General features: G+C 33.1%; 17 protein-coding genes. 9 read left to right on the top strand and 8 right to left on the bottom strand.

Features of this window, described 5'->3' with window-relative positions:
• Positions 1–20: 20 nt before the first annotated feature.
• A complete protein-coding gene (locus tag LS73_RS04545) occupies positions 21–944 on the top strand; it encodes a class II fructose-bisphosphate aldolase (RefSeq protein ID WP_034558468.1) in 924 nt (307 codons plus the stop codon).
• 251 nt (positions 945–1,195) lie between these two features.
• The gene (hisG, locus tag LS73_RS04540) at positions 1,196–1,819 is read left to right on the top strand and encodes an ATP phosphoribosyltransferase (protein ID WP_034558470.1); all 624 of its coding nucleotides are present in this window, start codon (positions 1,196–1,198) and stop codon (positions 1,817–1,819) included.
• A 127-nt stretch (positions 1,820–1,946) separates the two neighbouring features.
• On the opposite strand, the gene LS73_RS04535 is transcribed toward hisG, so the two are convergent.
• Both LS73_RS04535 and ribA read right to left on the bottom strand, forming a co-directional pair.
• Complete coding sequence (locus LS73_RS04535) at positions 1,947–2,501, bottom strand: LPP20 family lipoprotein (protein WP_034558472.1); 555 nt, start codon at positions 2,499–2,501, stop codon at positions 1,947–1,949.
• A gap of 184 nt (positions 2,502–2,685) precedes the next feature.
• Positions 2,686–3,264 carry a GTP cyclohydrolase II gene (ribA, locus tag LS73_RS04530; RefSeq protein ID WP_034558474.1) on the bottom strand — a complete coding sequence of 193 codons (579 nt, stop codon included), beginning with the start codon at positions 3,262–3,264 and terminating at the stop codon, positions 2,686–2,688.
• A 166-nt stretch (positions 3,265–3,430) separates the two neighbouring features.
• On the opposite strand from ribA, the gene argJ reads away from it, so the two are divergent.
• Positions 3,431–4,750: a bifunctional glutamate N-acetyltransferase/amino-acid acetyltransferase ArgJ gene (gene argJ, locus LS73_RS04525; protein WP_081955610.1), complete on the top strand. Its 1,320-nt coding sequence runs from the start codon at positions 3,431–3,433 to the stop codon at positions 4,748–4,750.
• A 232-nt stretch (positions 4,751–4,982) separates the two neighbouring features.
• Here argJ and LS73_RS04520 read toward each other — a convergent pair whose 3' ends face one another.
• Positions 4,983–7,028 (bottom strand): transketolase family protein, encoded by a 2,046-nt coding sequence (locus tag LS73_RS04520; RefSeq protein ID WP_034558476.1) that lies wholly within the window; start codon positions 7,026–7,028, stop codon positions 4,983–4,985.
• 77 nt (positions 7,029–7,105) lie between these two features.
• Complete coding sequence (locus tag LS73_RS04515; RefSeq protein ID WP_081955611.1) at positions 7,106–8,368, bottom strand: ABC transporter permease; 1,263 nt, start codon at positions 8,366–8,368, stop codon at positions 7,106–7,108.
• Between the two features lie 697 nt (positions 8,369–9,065).
• Between LS73_RS04515 and secG the strand changes: the two genes are divergently transcribed.
• From secG to pyrE, 3 genes are all read left to right on the top strand, one after another.
• A complete protein-coding gene (gene secG / locus LS73_RS10605; protein ID WP_081955612.1) occupies positions 9,066–9,497 on the top strand; it encodes a preprotein translocase subunit SecG in 432 nt (143 codons plus the stop codon).
• A gap of 16 nt (positions 9,498–9,513) precedes the next feature.
• On the top strand, positions 9,514–10,071 hold the full coding sequence (gene frr / locus LS73_RS04505) for a ribosome recycling factor (RefSeq protein WP_034558478.1): 558 nt from the start codon (positions 9,514–9,516) through the stop codon (positions 10,069–10,071).
• Between the two features lie 153 nt (positions 10,072–10,224).
• Complete coding sequence (pyrE, locus tag LS73_RS04500) at positions 10,225–10,845, top strand: orotate phosphoribosyltransferase (RefSeq protein ID WP_034558480.1); 621 nt, start codon at positions 10,225–10,227, stop codon at positions 10,843–10,845.
• 137 nt (positions 10,846–10,982) lie between these two features.
• Here pyrE and tpx read toward each other — a convergent pair whose 3' ends face one another.
• On the bottom strand, positions 10,983–11,483 hold the full coding sequence (gene tpx, locus LS73_RS04495; protein WP_034558481.1) for a thiol peroxidase: 501 nt from the start codon (positions 11,481–11,483) through the stop codon (positions 10,983–10,985).
• Between the two features lie 261 nt (positions 11,484–11,744).
• The gene (gene tig / locus LS73_RS04490) at positions 11,745–13,034 is read right to left on the bottom strand and encodes a trigger factor (protein ID WP_034558483.1); all 1,290 of its coding nucleotides are present in this window, start codon (positions 13,032–13,034) and stop codon (positions 11,745–11,747) included.
• Between the two features lie 109 nt (positions 13,035–13,143).
• On the opposite strand from tig, the gene fliI reads away from it, so the two are divergent.
• The gene (gene fliI / locus LS73_RS04485; protein ID WP_034558898.1) at positions 13,144–14,478 is read left to right on the top strand and encodes a flagellar protein export ATPase FliI; all 1,335 of its coding nucleotides are present in this window, start codon (positions 13,144–13,146) and stop codon (positions 14,476–14,478) included.
• Positions 14,479–14,784: 306 nt separating this feature from the next.
• Here the strand turns inward: fliI and LS73_RS04480 are convergent, their stop codons facing one another.
• Positions 14,785–15,018, bottom strand: a complete 234-nt coding sequence (locus LS73_RS04480; protein ID WP_034558485.1) for a YdcH family protein — start codon at positions 15,016–15,018, stop codon at positions 14,785–14,787.
• A gap of 65 nt (positions 15,019–15,083) precedes the next feature.
• Entirely contained in the window at positions 15,084–16,241 is a 1,158-nt protein-coding gene (locus LS73_RS04475; protein ID WP_034558488.1) for an FtsW/RodA/SpoVE family cell cycle protein, read from the bottom strand.
• Between the two features lie 177 nt (positions 16,242–16,418).
• Between LS73_RS04475 and LS73_RS04470 the strand changes: the two genes are divergently transcribed.
• Both LS73_RS04470 and LS73_RS04465 read left to right on the top strand, forming a co-directional pair.
• Entirely contained in the window at positions 16,419–17,105 is a 687-nt protein-coding gene (locus LS73_RS04470) for a histidine phosphatase family protein (protein WP_052089787.1), read from the top strand.
• A complete protein-coding gene (locus tag LS73_RS04465) occupies positions 17,092–17,559 on the top strand; it encodes an AtpZ/AtpI family protein (RefSeq protein WP_233708877.1) in 468 nt (155 codons plus the stop codon). The genes LS73_RS04470 and LS73_RS04465 overlap by 14 nt, the downstream gene beginning before the upstream one ends.
• The last annotated feature ends 25 nt before the right edge of the window (positions 17,560–17,584 follow it).

Below are 17,584 nucleotides of genomic sequence, written 5' to 3'. Positions count from 1 at the left end.
CTTCTAATCAAGGAGAATATATGCTAGTTTATGGACAGGAGATTCTAAATAAGGCGAATAAAGAAGGCTATGGAGTCGGTGCTTTTAATTTTGTCAATTTTGAAATGATTAATGCTATTTTTGTAGCCGCCAATGAAGCAAATTCACCAATATTTGTGCAAGCAAGCGAAGGGGCAATCAAATATATGGGCATAGATATGGCTGTTTCTATGGTAAAAACAATGTGTAAACGTTATCCTCATATTCCTGTTGCTCTGCATTTAGACCATGGAACGAGTTTTGATTCTTGTAAAAAAGCGGTTGAAGCTGGGTTTACTTCTGTAATGATAGATGCTTCTCATCATCCTTTTGACGAGAATCTTACTGAAACCTATAAAGTAGTGCAAATGGCGCATGAAAATGGTGTTGGCGTTGAGGCAGAGCTTGGTAGACTTATGGGTATTGAGGATAATATATCAGTTGATGAAAAAGATGCTGTGTTAGTAAATCCAAAAGAAGCAGAAAGGTTTGTTAAAGAATCTAAAGTTGATTATCTTGCTCCAGCTATTGGCACAAGTCATGGAGCATTTAAATTCAAAGGAGAACCAAAACTTGACTTTGAAAGGCTAAAGCTAGTTAAAGAGTTAACCAAGGTTCCACTTGTCTTACATGGTGCTAGCGCGATTCCAGATTATGTTAGAGCCAGTTTCCAAGAAAGCGGGGGCGATATTGGTTCAAGCAAAGGTGTACCTTTTTCGTTTTTGCAAGAAGCAGTAAAGGGCGGCATCAATAAAGTAAATACAGATACAGATTTACGTATAGCATTTATTGCTGAAGTTCGCAAGCTAGCAAATAAAGATAAGGGGCAATTTGACTTACGCAAGTTCTTTGCACCAGGTATGGAAGCTATGAGTAAGGTTATTGTAGAAAGAATGAAAATACTAGGTAGTTCCAACAAAATATAATTATGGACTTAGCCTATATAGCTAGTTATTGTATTGGCAATACAATAAAAAGCAATACTTTAGAATTAAACCCAAAGGATGTTACATTCTAACAATTCATATTTTGCTTATAGTATATGTGGCCACATAAACACTACAAATACAGAATAAAAGCATAAATATTATGCAAGTATATAAGTTTATATGAATTATAAAAATGCCATACACTAAAGAAATTTTGTAGCAGGCTATTTAATGAATCAAGGAGAATTATGCTTACCATAGCACTCCCAAAAGGCAGAATTGCTAATGATACGCTTAACTTATTTTCGCAAGTATTCAAAGAGCAATTTCTATTCAGTGACAGAAAGCTTATATTACAAACCAAGAATTTCACATTTTTACTAGTGCGCAATCAAGATGTCCCTACATATGTCCATTATGGTGCGGCTGATTTGGGCGTGGTAGGCTTAGATGTGTTGGAAGAAAGGCGAGATATTCAGATTGTTCGTTTGCTTGATCTTGGCATTGGTAAATGCAAGGTTGTGCTTGGCAGCGAATGCGGAAAGCCGATTAACTATCTTAAACCACGTATAAAAATTGCCACAAAGATGATAAATATCACGCAACGTTTTTTCTCTAAACAAGCAATAGCTGTTGATGTTATTCAGCTCTATGGCTCAATAGAGTTAGCACCATTAGTTAGCCTAGCCGATGGCATTGTTGATATTGTAGAAACAGGAACTACTATGAAACAAAATAACTTACAAATTGATGAGGTTATTATGGAATCAAGCGCACATTTAATTGCTAATGTCAATAGTTTCTTTGTGCAAAAGCAAACTATATTACATTTACAAGATAGCTTTACTAAGATTATGAACGAAAACAATTAATGGAATATAGGATTATTATTTTGATTCTATCAATGCTATAGGTTACACAATCTATAGCATTGATGTTATTTGAATCAACTAGAATTCACCTAATTAAATCTAGGCAATATCAATAGGTATGTTGAAGCTACTGCAACATTTCATCTACCATATTATGTAATTTTCTTGCTTGCTCTTCATTAATATTTAATACTTGTCCGCCACCTTTAAGTGCTCTTTCATAAGCTTCTTTATCCATTGCTACAAGGACATAGAGAGTTTGAGGATTTGACTTTTTATCAATCCATCTTTCTACCATTTGAGTCTGCTGTAAATTAGCCTCAACCTTTTGTTTTGCTACCTGCATGCTATTTTCAGAAATCTTCATACCATCGCTTTGTGCTAAATTCTTAATTGCCTGCTCTACTTTCACACTAACTGTTTGGGCAATTTGAATTCTCGCATTCATAGTTGCTTGATTAGTTGCATAATCAATATTACCATCAAGAAACTTTGCAGAGCCAACAGCTACAACCATAGCATTAGCTTTTTGTTTTCCTGCTGCAATGCTATTTACCCATTTAGGTTCATCAGAGCTAGATGTTAGATGTTGTGTTTTACTTCCACAAGATACCAAAAATACTCCAAGTGTAATAGCACAAGCAGCTCCCTTAATATATGATAATACTTCATTTTTTTTCATAACATTCCCCTTAAAATTAAGCTCTACCCCACTGCTTAAGTATTTAGCAAAGAAGATACATATTTATATTATACCTTATAAAACTACAATTATAAAATGTATTTACAAGAGTAATAGTAAATTTCTCTTACCATAAGCCTAAATATTGTGTTATAAAACTACGCAAACTACAAATCTCCACAACTTAGAGCAAATGCCCTAGCTTGTGTTTTTTCACCATGAGATATTCCTTATTATATTCATTTGGCTCTATGATAATAGAATCTCGCACACATTTTGCATATTTCTCCATTTGCTCTATCTTTCTTGGATTATTTGTAAGAAGCCTAATTTCAGATATATTAAAGTGCTTAAATATTTCGCCTACAACATCATAATTTCGCATGTCTTTATCAAAACCTAAGGCTTCATTTGCCTCTACTGTATCCATGCCGCCATCTTGAAGATGATAGGCATTTATTTTATTAAATAAACCAATCCCCCTGCCCTCTTGGCGCAGATAAATAAGCATTCCACCTTGTTCATAAATTTCTTTCATTGCAAAGGATAATTCTGGTCCGCAATCACATTTCCTAGATCCAAATACATCTCCTGTAAGGCATTCCGAATGAACGCGAACTAATGGAATGCTAGGAAGCGGATCTGTAAATACTACCAAATGTTCCTGTATATTTTGTTGATCTTTAAATTCGCGAAATGCCTTAGTCTGAAAATTTCCAAATCTAGTAGGCAGCTTCGCTTGGTTTGAAATTTTAATATTCATAACGTTATCTCCGAAAAATATATTATGTGGATAAGCAAAAAACTACAATGCTATCATAAAATGAGTATAAAACAATAAATCATTACGGTATTATTATTCACTTCATTGGCAGTATCTTAAAGTAAATATTAACTAAAGTTTGTATGTAACATGAGAGGGCAATATTATGAGCAAAGACAATAAACAATTGACAAGCGAAACAAACATTGATAAAACAACAAAAAAAGAAGAAGCAAATAACAAATCAAACATCAACAAAAAAGACAAAAAGAGGGCATTTACTAGAGATAACAAGCTTCCAAATGGCTTCGAGCTATCAGGTATAAAAGCAAACGTAAAATATAAGAATCGCTATGACTTGGCTCTAATTTACTCACAAAATGAATGTAATGCTGCTGGCGTTTGGACACAAAACAGCATGCAAGCAGCTTGCATTTCCTATAACAAAGCATATATACAAAATCAAATCCGCGCCATTATGATAAATTCTGGGTATGCGAATGCCTGCACTGGCATACAAGGTGATAAAAATTGCCTCACATTATCAAAAGAACTAGCAAAGATACTAAAGATAGAATCAACACAAGTTTTACTAAGCTCAACAGGTGTAATTGGTGAACAATTACCAATGAATCGCATATCAAGAGGGATTCCTAAACTAGTAGAAAATAAATCTAATAGCAAGGATTCAATGAAGTTTGCTAGCAGGGCTATTATGACAACAGATACATATCCTAAAACATATGGAATAAATATTAACTTTGATAAATTCAAAGGTAGAATTTGGGGTATGGCAAAAGGATCTGGCATGATACACCCAAATATGGCGACATTGCTAGGATTTATCCTAACAGATATAGATGTAAGTAAGAATCTATTGCAAGAAGCACTAAAAGAAGTTGTTCAAGATAGCTTCAATCAAATTAGCGTTGATGGAGACACCTCAACAAATGATATGATCATACTTTTATCTAATAAAACGGCTAAAAACCAAGAAATCACAGAAAAAGATGACAATTACAAAATATTCAAAAAAGCTCTAGCTAAAGTGTGTATTTATCTTGCTAAAGAAGTTGCAAGAGATGGAGAAGGTGCTACTCATCTATTAGAAGTATTTATTAAAGGTGCAAAAACAAAAGAGCAAGCACAAAAACTCAGCAAAGCAATAATCGCCTCAAATCTAGTAAAAACGGCAATATTTGGTAATGATGCAAACTGGGGTAGAATCATATGCGCTATGGGATATAGCAAAGCAGAATTTGATGCAAGCAAATTGCATCTCATCTTTGCTAGTAAAAAAGGTGAGATAACCATAGTTAAAGATGGAGTTGGGGTAAAATTTAATGAAAATAAGGCAAAGAAAATTTTAAGTGCAAAAAAAATTCGTATGATTATTGATTTAAATGACGGAAAATATAAAGCTAAAGCTTGGGGCTGCGATTTAAGTCATGGCTATATACAAATTAACGCTGATTATCGATCATAGCTTAGCATGCATTAGCTGTAAAATATTTGTATAACCAGTAAGCACTTATTATAAGCACGAAACAAGTCAATGCTAGAAGAAATGAAGAATAAGGATTAAGATATAGCTTAAATTGGCTAAATATAATAAGACATCATTTCATATTTAATAATATTTATTCATTAATACTTACCTTATAACTAATAACATTAAATATCAAGGGCTTATTCATACATAGACATAATAAATCATGCTAGCCAATTAGCTTTATTGCTTCTAGGCAGATATTTTCTACATTAAAGCCAAATCTATCAAAAAGTAAATCTCCATTGCCACTAGCTCCAAATCTACTCATACAAATAACACTATTACAGAATCTATAAAGCTCCAAAGAACGTAAAGCCTCTATTCCAAGCACCATAGAATCTCCGAATACCTCATCTATATAGCTCTTATCTTGCGCTATAAAAAGCTCAAAACATGGCATAGAAATTACTTGAGTAGCAACTCCTTTAGAATCTAATCCTAAGTCTTCTAATCTTTTCAATAAGCTAGAAGCAGCTTTTAGATTTACTAATATACTAGGATTTTCTAATATTTCTTGTGCTTTTATGGCAAGACTTACTTCACTTCCGCTTGCAAGTAGGCTTATCTTTGGATTACTAGGCAATAATAGCGACTTAGAAATGACATATCCACCTTTTGCAACATTTTGCTTTGTTATAGTATTTGCTTCTATTATAGGGAGATTTTGCCTTGTTAGAATAAAGCTTTGAGGCTTTGGTATATCCAGGGCATTCTGCCAAGCACAAACATTTTCATTCGCATCAGCTACACGCCAATTAAGCAAATTTGGCATAGCTCTTAAATGGCTTAGCTGTTCTATTGGCTGATGTGTAGCACCATCTTCTCCAACACCTATAGAATCATGCGTAAAAATATAAAATACTTGAGCATTCATAAGGCTTGCTACACGAATACTAGGGCATAAATAGTCACTAAACACAAAAAACGTAGCACAATATGGAGTAAAGATTCCATAATTTGCAAAGGCATTGCAAATTGCCCCCATAGCATGCTCTCGGACACCAAAATGTAAGTTTACTCCATTTGGAAAATCGTTTGATTCTGCGATTAGCGTATTATTGCTAGGGGCTAAATCTGCACTTCCGCCAATAAATCCAATGTTTGATTTAGCTATTGCATTTAGAATCTTACCATTACTTGCTCGTGTAGCAATATTATCTTTACTAAGCTTTGCGTGAATGCACTTATCTAAATCATTGCTAAACTTAGGATAGACTACTTGCGTAAAGTCTTTTTTGAGTAAGGATTCTAATACGTCTTTTTTGGAATTTTCGAGCTTATCTTTTAATCCATGCCAAGCATCATATAACGGCTTAGTGCGAGCTATGGTATCTGCAAAATGTGCCTTGAGTTCATCGCTTATATAAAATGAATCTGGACTTAAACCTAGTATTTGCTTTGTCTTAGTAATAATTTCCTCTCCTAATGGTGCCCCATGTGCATGATGACTACCCTCTAACTTATAGGCATTTTTAGCAATCCTTGTATGAGCTATGATTAGATTTGGTTTTTCGCTACTTAGATTCAACAAGGCAGAGTTAATTTGAGCTTGATCATGTCCATCTACTTCCTGCACAAAGAAACCCTGCGATTCAAACCTTAATCGAACATTCTCACCAAAGGCAATGCTAATATCTCCTTCAATGCTAATATTATTACTATCATATATTAACACTAGATTTGATAAAGAGTGTAAGCCAGCAAGAGAACAAGCCTCATAGCTTATACCCTCTTGCAAATCTCCATCACCACATAAACAATACACTTTATGGTTAATGATGTCATTACCTAGCATATTTGCAGCCCTCTTTGATGCAAGACAAAAGCCCACTGCATTTGCAACGCCTTGACCTAGTGGTCCCGTTGTGATTTCAACACCATGCGTATGATTGTATTCTGGATGTCCTGGCGTTTTAGAATCTAACCTCCTAAAACTTTGCAAATCCTGTAAACTAACATCATATCCCCATAAATGCAACATGGCATACAATAGAGCACTAGCATGCCCACCACTAAATACTAATCTATCTCGATTTAACCAATTTCTATCTTGAGGTATGATTCTAATGTGATTAGCTAAGACTACTGCAATATCTGATAGCCCCATTGGTGCGCCCGGGTGTCCGCTATTTGCAAATTGCACCATATCAGCGCATAGCAAGGCTAGCTCATTTGCTATTTTTTTAGAATCTATTCGTGCATGTGTTGGCATAATTATCTATCCTAAAATTAGAATGAAGTAAAGCGTAATAGTAGGATTGTTATGCTTTAAATTGTATAAATTTTTGTTTACCTGTAATATTTTCTAAATAGAGAATAGATACTCAATAGAGTACAAGACATAAATATTATACAAAGAGAATAAAAATACGACATTATAGCATTCATACTAGCCGCCATTTGATTTAACCTAATTAAAGCATTTACACCATGATATGCTGGAATACAGGATATAAAACTCTGCAAGAAGCTAGGTAGCAATTGCATAGGATAGATAAATCCCATCATAAATACTAATGGCAAAGATGACAACAAAATTATTTGAGTTGGAAGTGCTGTGCTATGAATAAACGAGCCAATAAAGATTCCAAAACTAGCAGAACAAATAATAAACATAAGGCTAAAACACCAAAAATCAATAATACTAGCATGAACATGGATTCCATACAAATTAAAAAAGAATCCACAATAAAGCAAAAATAACAAGATATACAAAATGGTAAAAACTAAGATTCTAGCTAAGACTACATATGTGATTGGAGCTTGATTAAAATATCCCCTAATTCCTTGCACATGAAGCTTATTTTGGTGAGCAGTAATAAGCATACTACCTGCTAGCAAAGTCTGATGAAGTATAAAGATAAATATAGCACTTAGGGCATAGTTAATATATCCTAATGAATCATTAAAAAGAGGGATAGAATCAATTCTAATAAGAGTAGAATCTTTTGCTATATTTATCTCATTCTTGACTAAGGAAGCATGATGTTTGATCTTAGAACTAAACTCACTACCTATATCGTTTAACCCCTGAATGATTGTCCCATATATAAGCAAGTATGAGGCATTAGCACGATATGATAACTTAGTTGGACTACCCTTTAGGGCATTTGCTTGGAATCCCTTAGGAATGCTTAAAATTCCATATATCTCCTGCTTTTTTAGCAATTCCATTGCCTCAAGTGATGAATATAAATGATATGCAATTTCGATATTAGGGCTAGCATTAACGGCAAATATAAAATCTTTAGACAAAGAGGTATTATCAAGGTCTATTACAGCTATTTTTTGCTTTAGAACTATATCTTTATAATATGGACTAGGATATAGCAAAGCATAAAGAATAGAGCCCACCATCACAACAAACATAACAGTTACATTTCCACACACTGCACGTAATTCATGCAAAAAAACCTCTAAAAAAGAATAGGAATATTGCTGAAATGCACAATCTTTCAAAGCCTTTTGACTTGAATTATGCTCAAGATTCTTCGCGTCTGGCTTTGTTGTATGATTTAATAAAGCTAGCGGAGTAGAATCTGGCTTTGACATAAATATCCTTTTGTAGTATGTTTTACAAAAAACAACAAAGCAACATGATAGCCTAATTTAATTTGTGTATTTTAGATTCTTAATCTTCTATCAAGTTTCACAAAATGCTATTGACTTATTGCTTACAATTTATGATTGCTAGGTTATGAAAATGATAAAACGTCTCTTGAAAATAAGATTTTATCTTAGGTGATTTAATGCTAGATTGCAATCAAACGCTAAAATTTATGAAATAAACATAACTAGTGAAAAATATTAATACTTTGCTTAAATATGCAACAATCTTTCATCTCTCATATTACATAGCACAAACCACGCAAAAAGAAATGTCATACTAAACATTAGAATCTTTAGAGATTCTTCTAGCACTGCCATAAGACATGACAAGGATAGTAAGAATCATAAACCGCCTTGTCATATTGAGGCTTTTTTATCATAACTTAAGCCCCCCCCGCTGCCGCTATGTCATTCCAGGCGAAGAATCTCCTTAGATTCTTCGCCTGCTCAAATCATATTCAGAATTACAAATAGATTCCTTGTCATATTGAGTATTCAAAGAATACGAAACATCTCTATTGTTAGATTCTATATGAAAATATTTTTAATCATATAGCAATTTGCCCTCCTACTGCAAAAAACATTAAACTATATTAGATATAATATAGGTTTGATTCTAATTGTTTGAGCAGGAGTTAACATGACTAATATATTAATCATAATACAAATAATCTTGTCTGTTAGTATAGTAGTAGTAGTTCTCTTACAAAAAAGCTCAAGCATTGGTTTGGGTGCTTATAGTGGAAGCAACGAAAGCCTCTTTGGTGCTAAAGGTCCTGCGAACTTCATGGCAAAGGTAACCATGTTTCTAGGGATTATATTCATAGTAAATACCATTGGATTAAGCTACCTATACAATATACAATCAAGCAAAAGTGTAATAGATGATATTGATTTGCAAAAATCCCTACCCATTTCTGTCCCATTTGATAGCCTTAATTCATCTAATACAACTCCACTTAGCAATCCAAATCTAAATGCAACGCAACCTATATTAACACCTACATTACAGTCTAAAACACAACAAAATAATACGCAAAGCAACAATATAAAAAATCCAGCAAATCAATAATCCTAAAGGAGAATTTATGCTACAAAATATATATAAAGATACTAGAGATTCAATGCAAAAAAGCTTAAGCGCATTGCAAAGGGATTTCAATACATTAAGAAGCAATAGAGTTAGTGTTAGCATACTAGATAATATCCGAATAGACTACTATGGGTCATCAACTCCTCTATCACAAGTAGCCACTATACTTGCCCAAGATGCTAATACTATAATTATCACTCCGTGGGAAAAACCCTTAATAAAGGATATTGAAAAATCAATACAAGAAGCAAATATAGGAGTAAATCCAAATACAAGTGCTGATTCTATAAAGTTATTTTTTCCGCCTATGACTTCGGAACAGAGAAAAGAAATAGCAAAACAAGCTAGGACAATGGGGGAAAAAATAAAGGTAGCTTTACGTAACATAAGACAAGAATCCAATAACACCATTAAAAAGCTAGAAAAAGATAAATCAATAACCATAGATGAGAGTAAAAAGGGCATGGACGAGATACAAAAAATTACTGATGAATACAACAAAAAAGCTGAATCTATGGTAAAAACAAAAGAAGAAGAGATTATCAAGATTTAACAAATTATATATTTATATATTTGGGAACTAATTTTTGTGAGTTCTTAATTAATCTGCATAAATATGGCATTAACTTACTAATCCTTGAGTATTGATTTAAGCATTAAACTACATAGTAAAAATATTTCGAAATTAAGTAAAATTGGAGGCAATATGATAGATGTAGAAAATATATATAAAAAGCATAACGCATTGCTAGAAGGACATTTTTTACTTAGCAGTGGGAATCATACTAAATACTATCTACAATCTGCAAAAGTTTTAGAATATCCACAAGTAGCACAGCAGTTAGCCACAGCCCTATCCCAATTAATCAACAAACACAACATAGATGTAGAATGCGTTTGCTCCCCAGCACTTGGCGGAATTATAGTAGGATATGAGCTAGCAAGAGCACTTGGGGCGCGCTTCATATTTACAGAAAGAGTAAATGGAGAAATGATGCTGCGTAGAGGCTTTCAAGCGAAAAAAGGAGAGAAAGTTTTAATTTGCGAAGATATTATTACTACAGGGGGAAGTGCTCTTGAAAGCGCGCAATGTGTAGCACAGCAAGAAGCAAATATAGTAGCATTTGCTGGACTTGCAAATCGTGGATTTTGCAAGGCAATATTGCCCAATGAGGAATATAAACAATCTATATCACAAGACATTTGTAAATTACCGCTTAATATACCGTTGTTTGCATTAGCTAACTTTTGCTTTGATATTTATCAAGCTAACTCATGCCCATTATGTAAAGATTCTATTGCCTATAAACCCGGTAGCAGAAATTAATAAATATTTAAATATTTTTGCCCTTATATAATAACACGACCTAAATTATCTATTATTATATTATTAACCTTACATATATTTATAAAGTCTCAATCTGACAAAATTAAAGCGTATCCTAAGTGCAACAGATTTAACGTTTATAAATCATTACTTAAAGCTTGCAGTGCTTTTGCATAGTCTGGCTCATTTCCAATCTCTGACACTATCTCTTGATATGCTATCTTACCATCTGGAGAAATTAGAATTACAGCTCTAGTAAGCATATCCTCAAGTATGGTATTTTCTAGTGTTAATCCATAGGCTTTGGCAAATTTCTTACCTCTAAAATCACTTAACACAAATATATTAGCCTCATCACCAACACAAAATCTTTTAATAGCAAATGGAGTATCAGAACAAATAACTATTAAATCTACATTCGAATACTTAGATATTTCCTTATAGAATGTCTTTGTTTGTATTTGACAAACTCCGCCATCTATGCTTGGTATAACGCTTATAAGCTGATATTTACCACTAGCACCGCCTATTTCAACACCTTGAAAATCCTGATTGGTTACATAAACACTAGGGGCATAATCTCCAACGCATAATCTAGCACCTCCTAAATAAGCTGGCTGACCATCTAAAGTAATCATAACTAACCTCCTTAAATTGATAGATTTAATAACTATAACATAATAAAGAATAACTATAGTTTATTTGATTAAATAAACCAACAAACAATAAAAAAGCACGATCTATACAGAATCAAATTACTAAATATCAACTAAGTATAACCAAGCCTAGCTATAAACATATCTTACTATAATGAATCTTAGGAAAAATCAGGCATTCTATTTCTTAGAATAAATCAGCCATAACCATCAAAACAAATATCAAATATATTGTAAGGTATATTACAACCCCTTACTCTTATCTAATAAATATGTAATTACCCTATCTTCAATTATTGCCATCTTTACTGCAGGAAGTAAATTATTCTTACGATAGTGCTCTATCACTTCTTTAGGATTCTGCCCACTCATCATAGATTCGTAGTAAATAGTTTGAAAAACTTCATTATCATCTACATTGATTTTTTCTTTCTTAGCTAGTTTATCTACGATAAATGTAACCCTAACGCTAGTTTCTGCCTTTTTCCTTTGAGCCTCGCGCAATTCCTTGCTCTTCTGCTCATTATTGCGCAATTCATTTAACTCATCTTGATTCATCATAGAAACTTCATTGTTAAACAACACATTCATCTCTTGCTCCAAAATATTCTCTGGCAAGTCGAATGTAAAAGCTTTGGCAATATTTAGTAGTGCTTCTTCTTTTAGTTTCTCATTATATAATTTCATTTTAGATTCTGCTTTTAGGTTATCTTTTACCTGTTCTTTTAACTTATCTAATGTGCTATCTTCTTTATCTCCCAATACAATTTTTGCTAGAGAATCATCAATTTCCATATCTCCTTTTTGCTTTATGGAGTTTAGTTTAACTTTGAATTGAGTAGCTTTACCAGCCAGATTTGCAACATGATAATCACTTGGGAAAGTAATATCTATGGTTTTTGCTTCACCCACATTCATACCAATAATAGCATCCTCAAAACCCGGTATGAATTGATTAGAGCCAATCATTAGATCAAATCCCTTAGCTTTACCACCTTCAAATGGTTTATCATCTATGAATCCTTCAAAATCAATGTTTGCAATATGCTCACTTGCTAGCTTTGTATCAGAAGATTCAATAACAGGGGCATGATTCTTGGCAATTTTGATTAACCTTTCATCAACTTGATCGCTAGTTACTTCCTCTAATTCAAATTGAGGCATATAAGATAGGACATTATCTACTTCAAAACTAGGTGTAATACCAATCTTTAACTCTAGTTCTATGCCATTATCGCTCTCTTCAAATTTTACAATTAATGGCTGACCTATAATATCTTGTTGCTGTAATCCAAGCTCCTTAATGGCATTAGCATAAAAGCTATCAATGCTTTTTTGTCTAGATTCTTCCTTTAGATTATCCTTATAGCGAGTCTTTATAATACTAACTGGAACTTTGCCCCTCCTAAACCCATCAATTTTAGCAGTTTTGGCATATTTATTTGCAATAGAGTCAAGATTTTTATTAATCTCATCAGCAGAAATAATGCCACTTGCGGTAGCATTAGCATCATTTATTCTTTGTGCATTCATAGCTGTCCTTAAGGATTTTTAAGTTATAATCGCGTATTGTAACGAAAATTTGATTTTTTGTAAATCCTTACTAAGGAACAAGATGCCAGATTCTAATGCGTTAGTTCATATGCAATCTTCAAATAAATCCATCTATAACCTTAAGCAAAAATTAAGCCTATCTACCAATTTATCCCCGAGCTTTGGCGAAATTATATCCGTGGAAACAAATATCATAAAAGCTACAGGACTATCGCCAAGTGTAGGAGATGTAGTCTGGCTAATACGAGGAGATGATACACGTACAGAAGGGATTGTTATAGCAACCCATAAGGATATATTTAGCATTAGCCCATTTAGTTTCACAGAAGGATTTAAAAGCGGTGATAAGGTAATGATTGCAAAAGAGGGGTTGCGTATACCTGTTGGACATGAATTACTAGGCAGAGCTATTAATCCGCTTGGAATTCCGCTTGATAGTTTAGGCATACTAAAGACTAAACATTATGCGCCTATAATTAACGCTCCTATATCAGCACTAAAACGAGGATTGATTAACGAGGTCTTTAGCGTAGGGGTTAAGACTATAGATTCACTACTTACATGCGGCAAGGGACAAAAAATTGGAATCTTTGCTGGCTCTGGTGTTGGAAAATCCACTCTCATGGGCATGATTGTAAGAGGAAGCCAAGCACAAATTAAAGTAGTAGCACTCATAGGTGAGAGAGGCAGGGAAGTGCCTGAATTCATACAAAAAAATCTAGGAGGAAATCTTGAAAATACTGTGCTTGTAATTGCAACAAGCGATGATTCTCCACTTATGAGAAAATATGGGGCATTTTCTGCTATGGCTGTAGCAGAATATTTTAAAGATCAAGGACATGATGTTTTATTTATTATGGATTCTATTACTCGTTTTGCAATGGCACAAAGAGAGATTGGATTAGCACTAGGAGAACCACCAACAAGTAAGGGTTATCCACCATCCGTGCTAACCTTGTTACCACAACTAATGGAAAGAGCGGGGAAAGAGGAAGGGAAAGGAAGCATTACTGCATTTTTTACGGTGCTTATGGAAGGAGATGATTCAAATGACCCAATAGCAGATCAAAGTCGAAGTATCCTAGATGGGCATATTATGCTTGATAGAAATTTAACTGATTTTGGAATCTACCCTCCAATTAATATATTGCAATCAGCTTCTAGGGTTATGCAAGATCTAATATCTGAAGAGCATAAAATGGCGGCAAGAAAATTTAGAAGAATGCAAGCACTATTAAAAGAAAATGAAGTATTAATACGTATTGGTAGCTATCATAAGGGAAATGACATAGAGCTTGATGAGGCAATTAGTAAAAAATCAGATATGGAAAAATTCCTAGGACAAGATGAGAAAGATGCTAGTAGCTTTGATGAGAGCATAGCGCAGATGATAGAAATAACAAAACAACAAGTATTTGATTAATAAGTTATTAAATTTTATAACAAATATTAATTTGCTTTGTGATTCTCATTGATTTATATTTATCTATGATAAAAGAAAGTTTAGAATTTACTTATAATAAGCATTTCATTGAATGCAAAAAAGAAAGATATTATAAAAAGTATAAGATTTATATTAATTAAGTGATTATGTAGATTGATTTGTGATTACATGAATATAACCACAAGCTAATTATTAAATAGTATTGTAAATTAAATAAAGATTGGCGAATACAAAGAAATAGCACCGTAAAGCAAAACTGTAAATAATATAGATAGCTAACTCATTTTAGCTGCCTTGCTTATGTTTCTTACGATATTCTAAAATCATGGCATATGCTTCATCTTTTAAATGTAACTTTTGTTTCTTTAAAATATCTATTTCTTGATTGCTAAGTGGATTGATCCCGTCTTCTGCGTTTTTTATCTTCTGATCTAGATCATTATGCTCATTAAAAATTTTTTCGAAATGAGCATTGTGTCGCTTTAACTGGCTAATTTCTTCTCTATACTCATGGAACATATCGTCTCCTTCCTAATACATAATAGAATTATTGTATAACAAAAAAATTAATACGCTCCTCAATGCTATTTCAAATCAACGCTCCTAGATAGAGATAAAACAAGTCCTACTAGAATGCAGCAGCAAATAAGACTGCTACCGCCATAACTCAAAAAAGGCACAGCCATGCCTTTAATAGGTATAATACCTGCTTCACCAAAAGAGTTGATAAAAAAGCTAAAACCTAGCAGACACACAACACCCACACAAAATAAATGATAAAAGGAGCTCTTTAAACGATAAGAAATTTTTAGGATTCTAAACAATACGAAGAAAAATATCAACACGCAAATAGCCAAACCAAAAATGCCTATCTCTTCTGTGATTCCAGCTAGAATCATATCCGTATGCACCTCACCTAAGAATCCAAGCTTTACAACACCCTGACCTATACCAGAACCAAAATACCCGCCATAGTGAAATCCATAAGTAGCATTTTGCACCTGTCCACCCATGTCCATACTATATTCACTTAGTAAGGAAAAATCAGGGGCATAGGAACGAATTAGATTCTCAATATTATTCCACCATTCTCTAACTCTCTTGATTCTATGTGGGGAAATGATAACAAGGATTGTTCCCACTGTAGTAATGATTCCAAGTGCTAGAGTAAAAAGAGAGAATCTACCACCAGCACATATTAACATTATGATAAAAACAATAGCTAATAGTATAATCTGACCTAAGTCATTTTGCAATGCAGATATGATCATGGCAATCAACAAAAATACAAACAAATGCGGAATAATAATAACCAACTGTTGGAAAAATGATAATGTATTGCCGCCCCGAAACTTACGACTTAAGCTCCAAGCCACAAAGATAATATAGCCTATCTTAAAAAACTCTAGTGGAGATAATGAAAAGTTAGGAAGTCTTAACCATCTCTTCGCGCCGCCCGCACTCGTGGCATAGCTATCGGGTAAGAATGGTAAAATAAGAATCATAAATAAAGACATAAACATAAGAATTAAGCCAAGTGTTAATAGATATTTATCTGGATTAAAGTATGATAGCCCCCACATGATAAATATTCCAATACAACCTGCAAATAACTCACGATATAAGAAATGAAACTGCCCATAATTATAATATATAACCGCATAAGAAGAGAGAGAATAACTCATAAATATTGCTATACTCAACAACACAACAACCAAAAAAAATAGCCGTGTATCTGCCAAAGACTTCTCCTAATGATAAAATATAAAGAAATGGGATTATAACAAAAATGTAAGAATCTAAACTTACAGGTTACCCACACAAAATATTACAAAGTTTATCATCAACATAAATAAATCATAAGTAAAACATAAATATTGTAGAATCTGAATAAATCATGTAATTCGTAAAGGTAGCAAATGATTTTCTCGATTTATGAAGACTTCGTAAAAAGTGCCAATATGACACCAAAAAATGCAAAGCTAATCTTAAGGCATTCTTTACGTGGTGATATTCGCAAGGGAGAAACAGGACTAAATACCCTACTAACTAGAGAAGGTAAAGTTTTAGCAAAACACTTTGGACAGCACTGCAAATTTAATATTGAAAGAATCTTTTCAAGTTATATTCAAAGATGCGTAGAAACTGCTAATTGCTTCTTACAAGGATATGATAAAACCCACAACAAGAATCTAGACATCATAACAACAGATATATTAGCTGACTGTTATATCGATGATATAAAAAAGGCTGGCAAGCTTTTCAAAAACAAGAACGTACAATACATTATGTCCTCATTTTTGCGAGGGGAAACTTTGCCCGGCATGAAAGACATACATTCAACTATGAATATATTGCTTAATTTCATCTTCCAAAATGAATGTGAAAACATGGAAATATTTGTTACACATGATACATTCTTGCTTGCCATTATTTGTTTTTGCTATGGAATCACAGAATATAACTATGATGAGATATGGCCATATATGTTAGAGGGAGCATTTATATATTATGATTCTAATAGGGGCAGTATTGAATGCATTTTTCGTGGAATACAAAGAGGTAGAAAATTTACACTGCAAAGGAATTTGCATGCAGGTAGATAACTACAAAATGGTTCATAAAGACAAAACAGACGACAAAGATAAGCAAAATATACAATCAGACAATATGCAACAAAACAAAGAACAGAATAAACAAACAATACAAGAAGGAAATTATAAACAAGAATCCATGATAAGCAGTAATGAATATTATGATAATGAGAACAAAATAAGACAAATTACTAAAGGGGCAAATGATTTATCTCTTGGTATCTCTATGGTTATAGCAGTATTGATAGGACTAGGTTTAGGATATGGATTGTATAAAATTACAGGATATTATTGGTTAGTGTGGATTGGGCTTGGCTACGGAGTAGCAGCAGCGATATTAAATGTAATAAAAGCTTATAAGAGACTTCAAAAAGATCTCAACTCGATAAAAAATAATGAAAAATATCAATATATGCTAGAGATACAAAAAGAACAAGAAAAAGAAGATAAAAAACAGAAAATTTAAAAGATAATAATAACGTAAATTAAAA

The organism is Helicobacter muridarum (genome assembly GCF_000765805.2).
Taxonomy (GTDB): Bacteria; Campylobacterota; Campylobacteria; order Campylobacterales; family Helicobacteraceae; genus Helicobacter_A; species Helicobacter_A muridarum.
The sequence above is the reverse complement of the archived record's forward strand: the minus strand, read 5'-3'. Positions and strand labels throughout refer to the sequence as shown.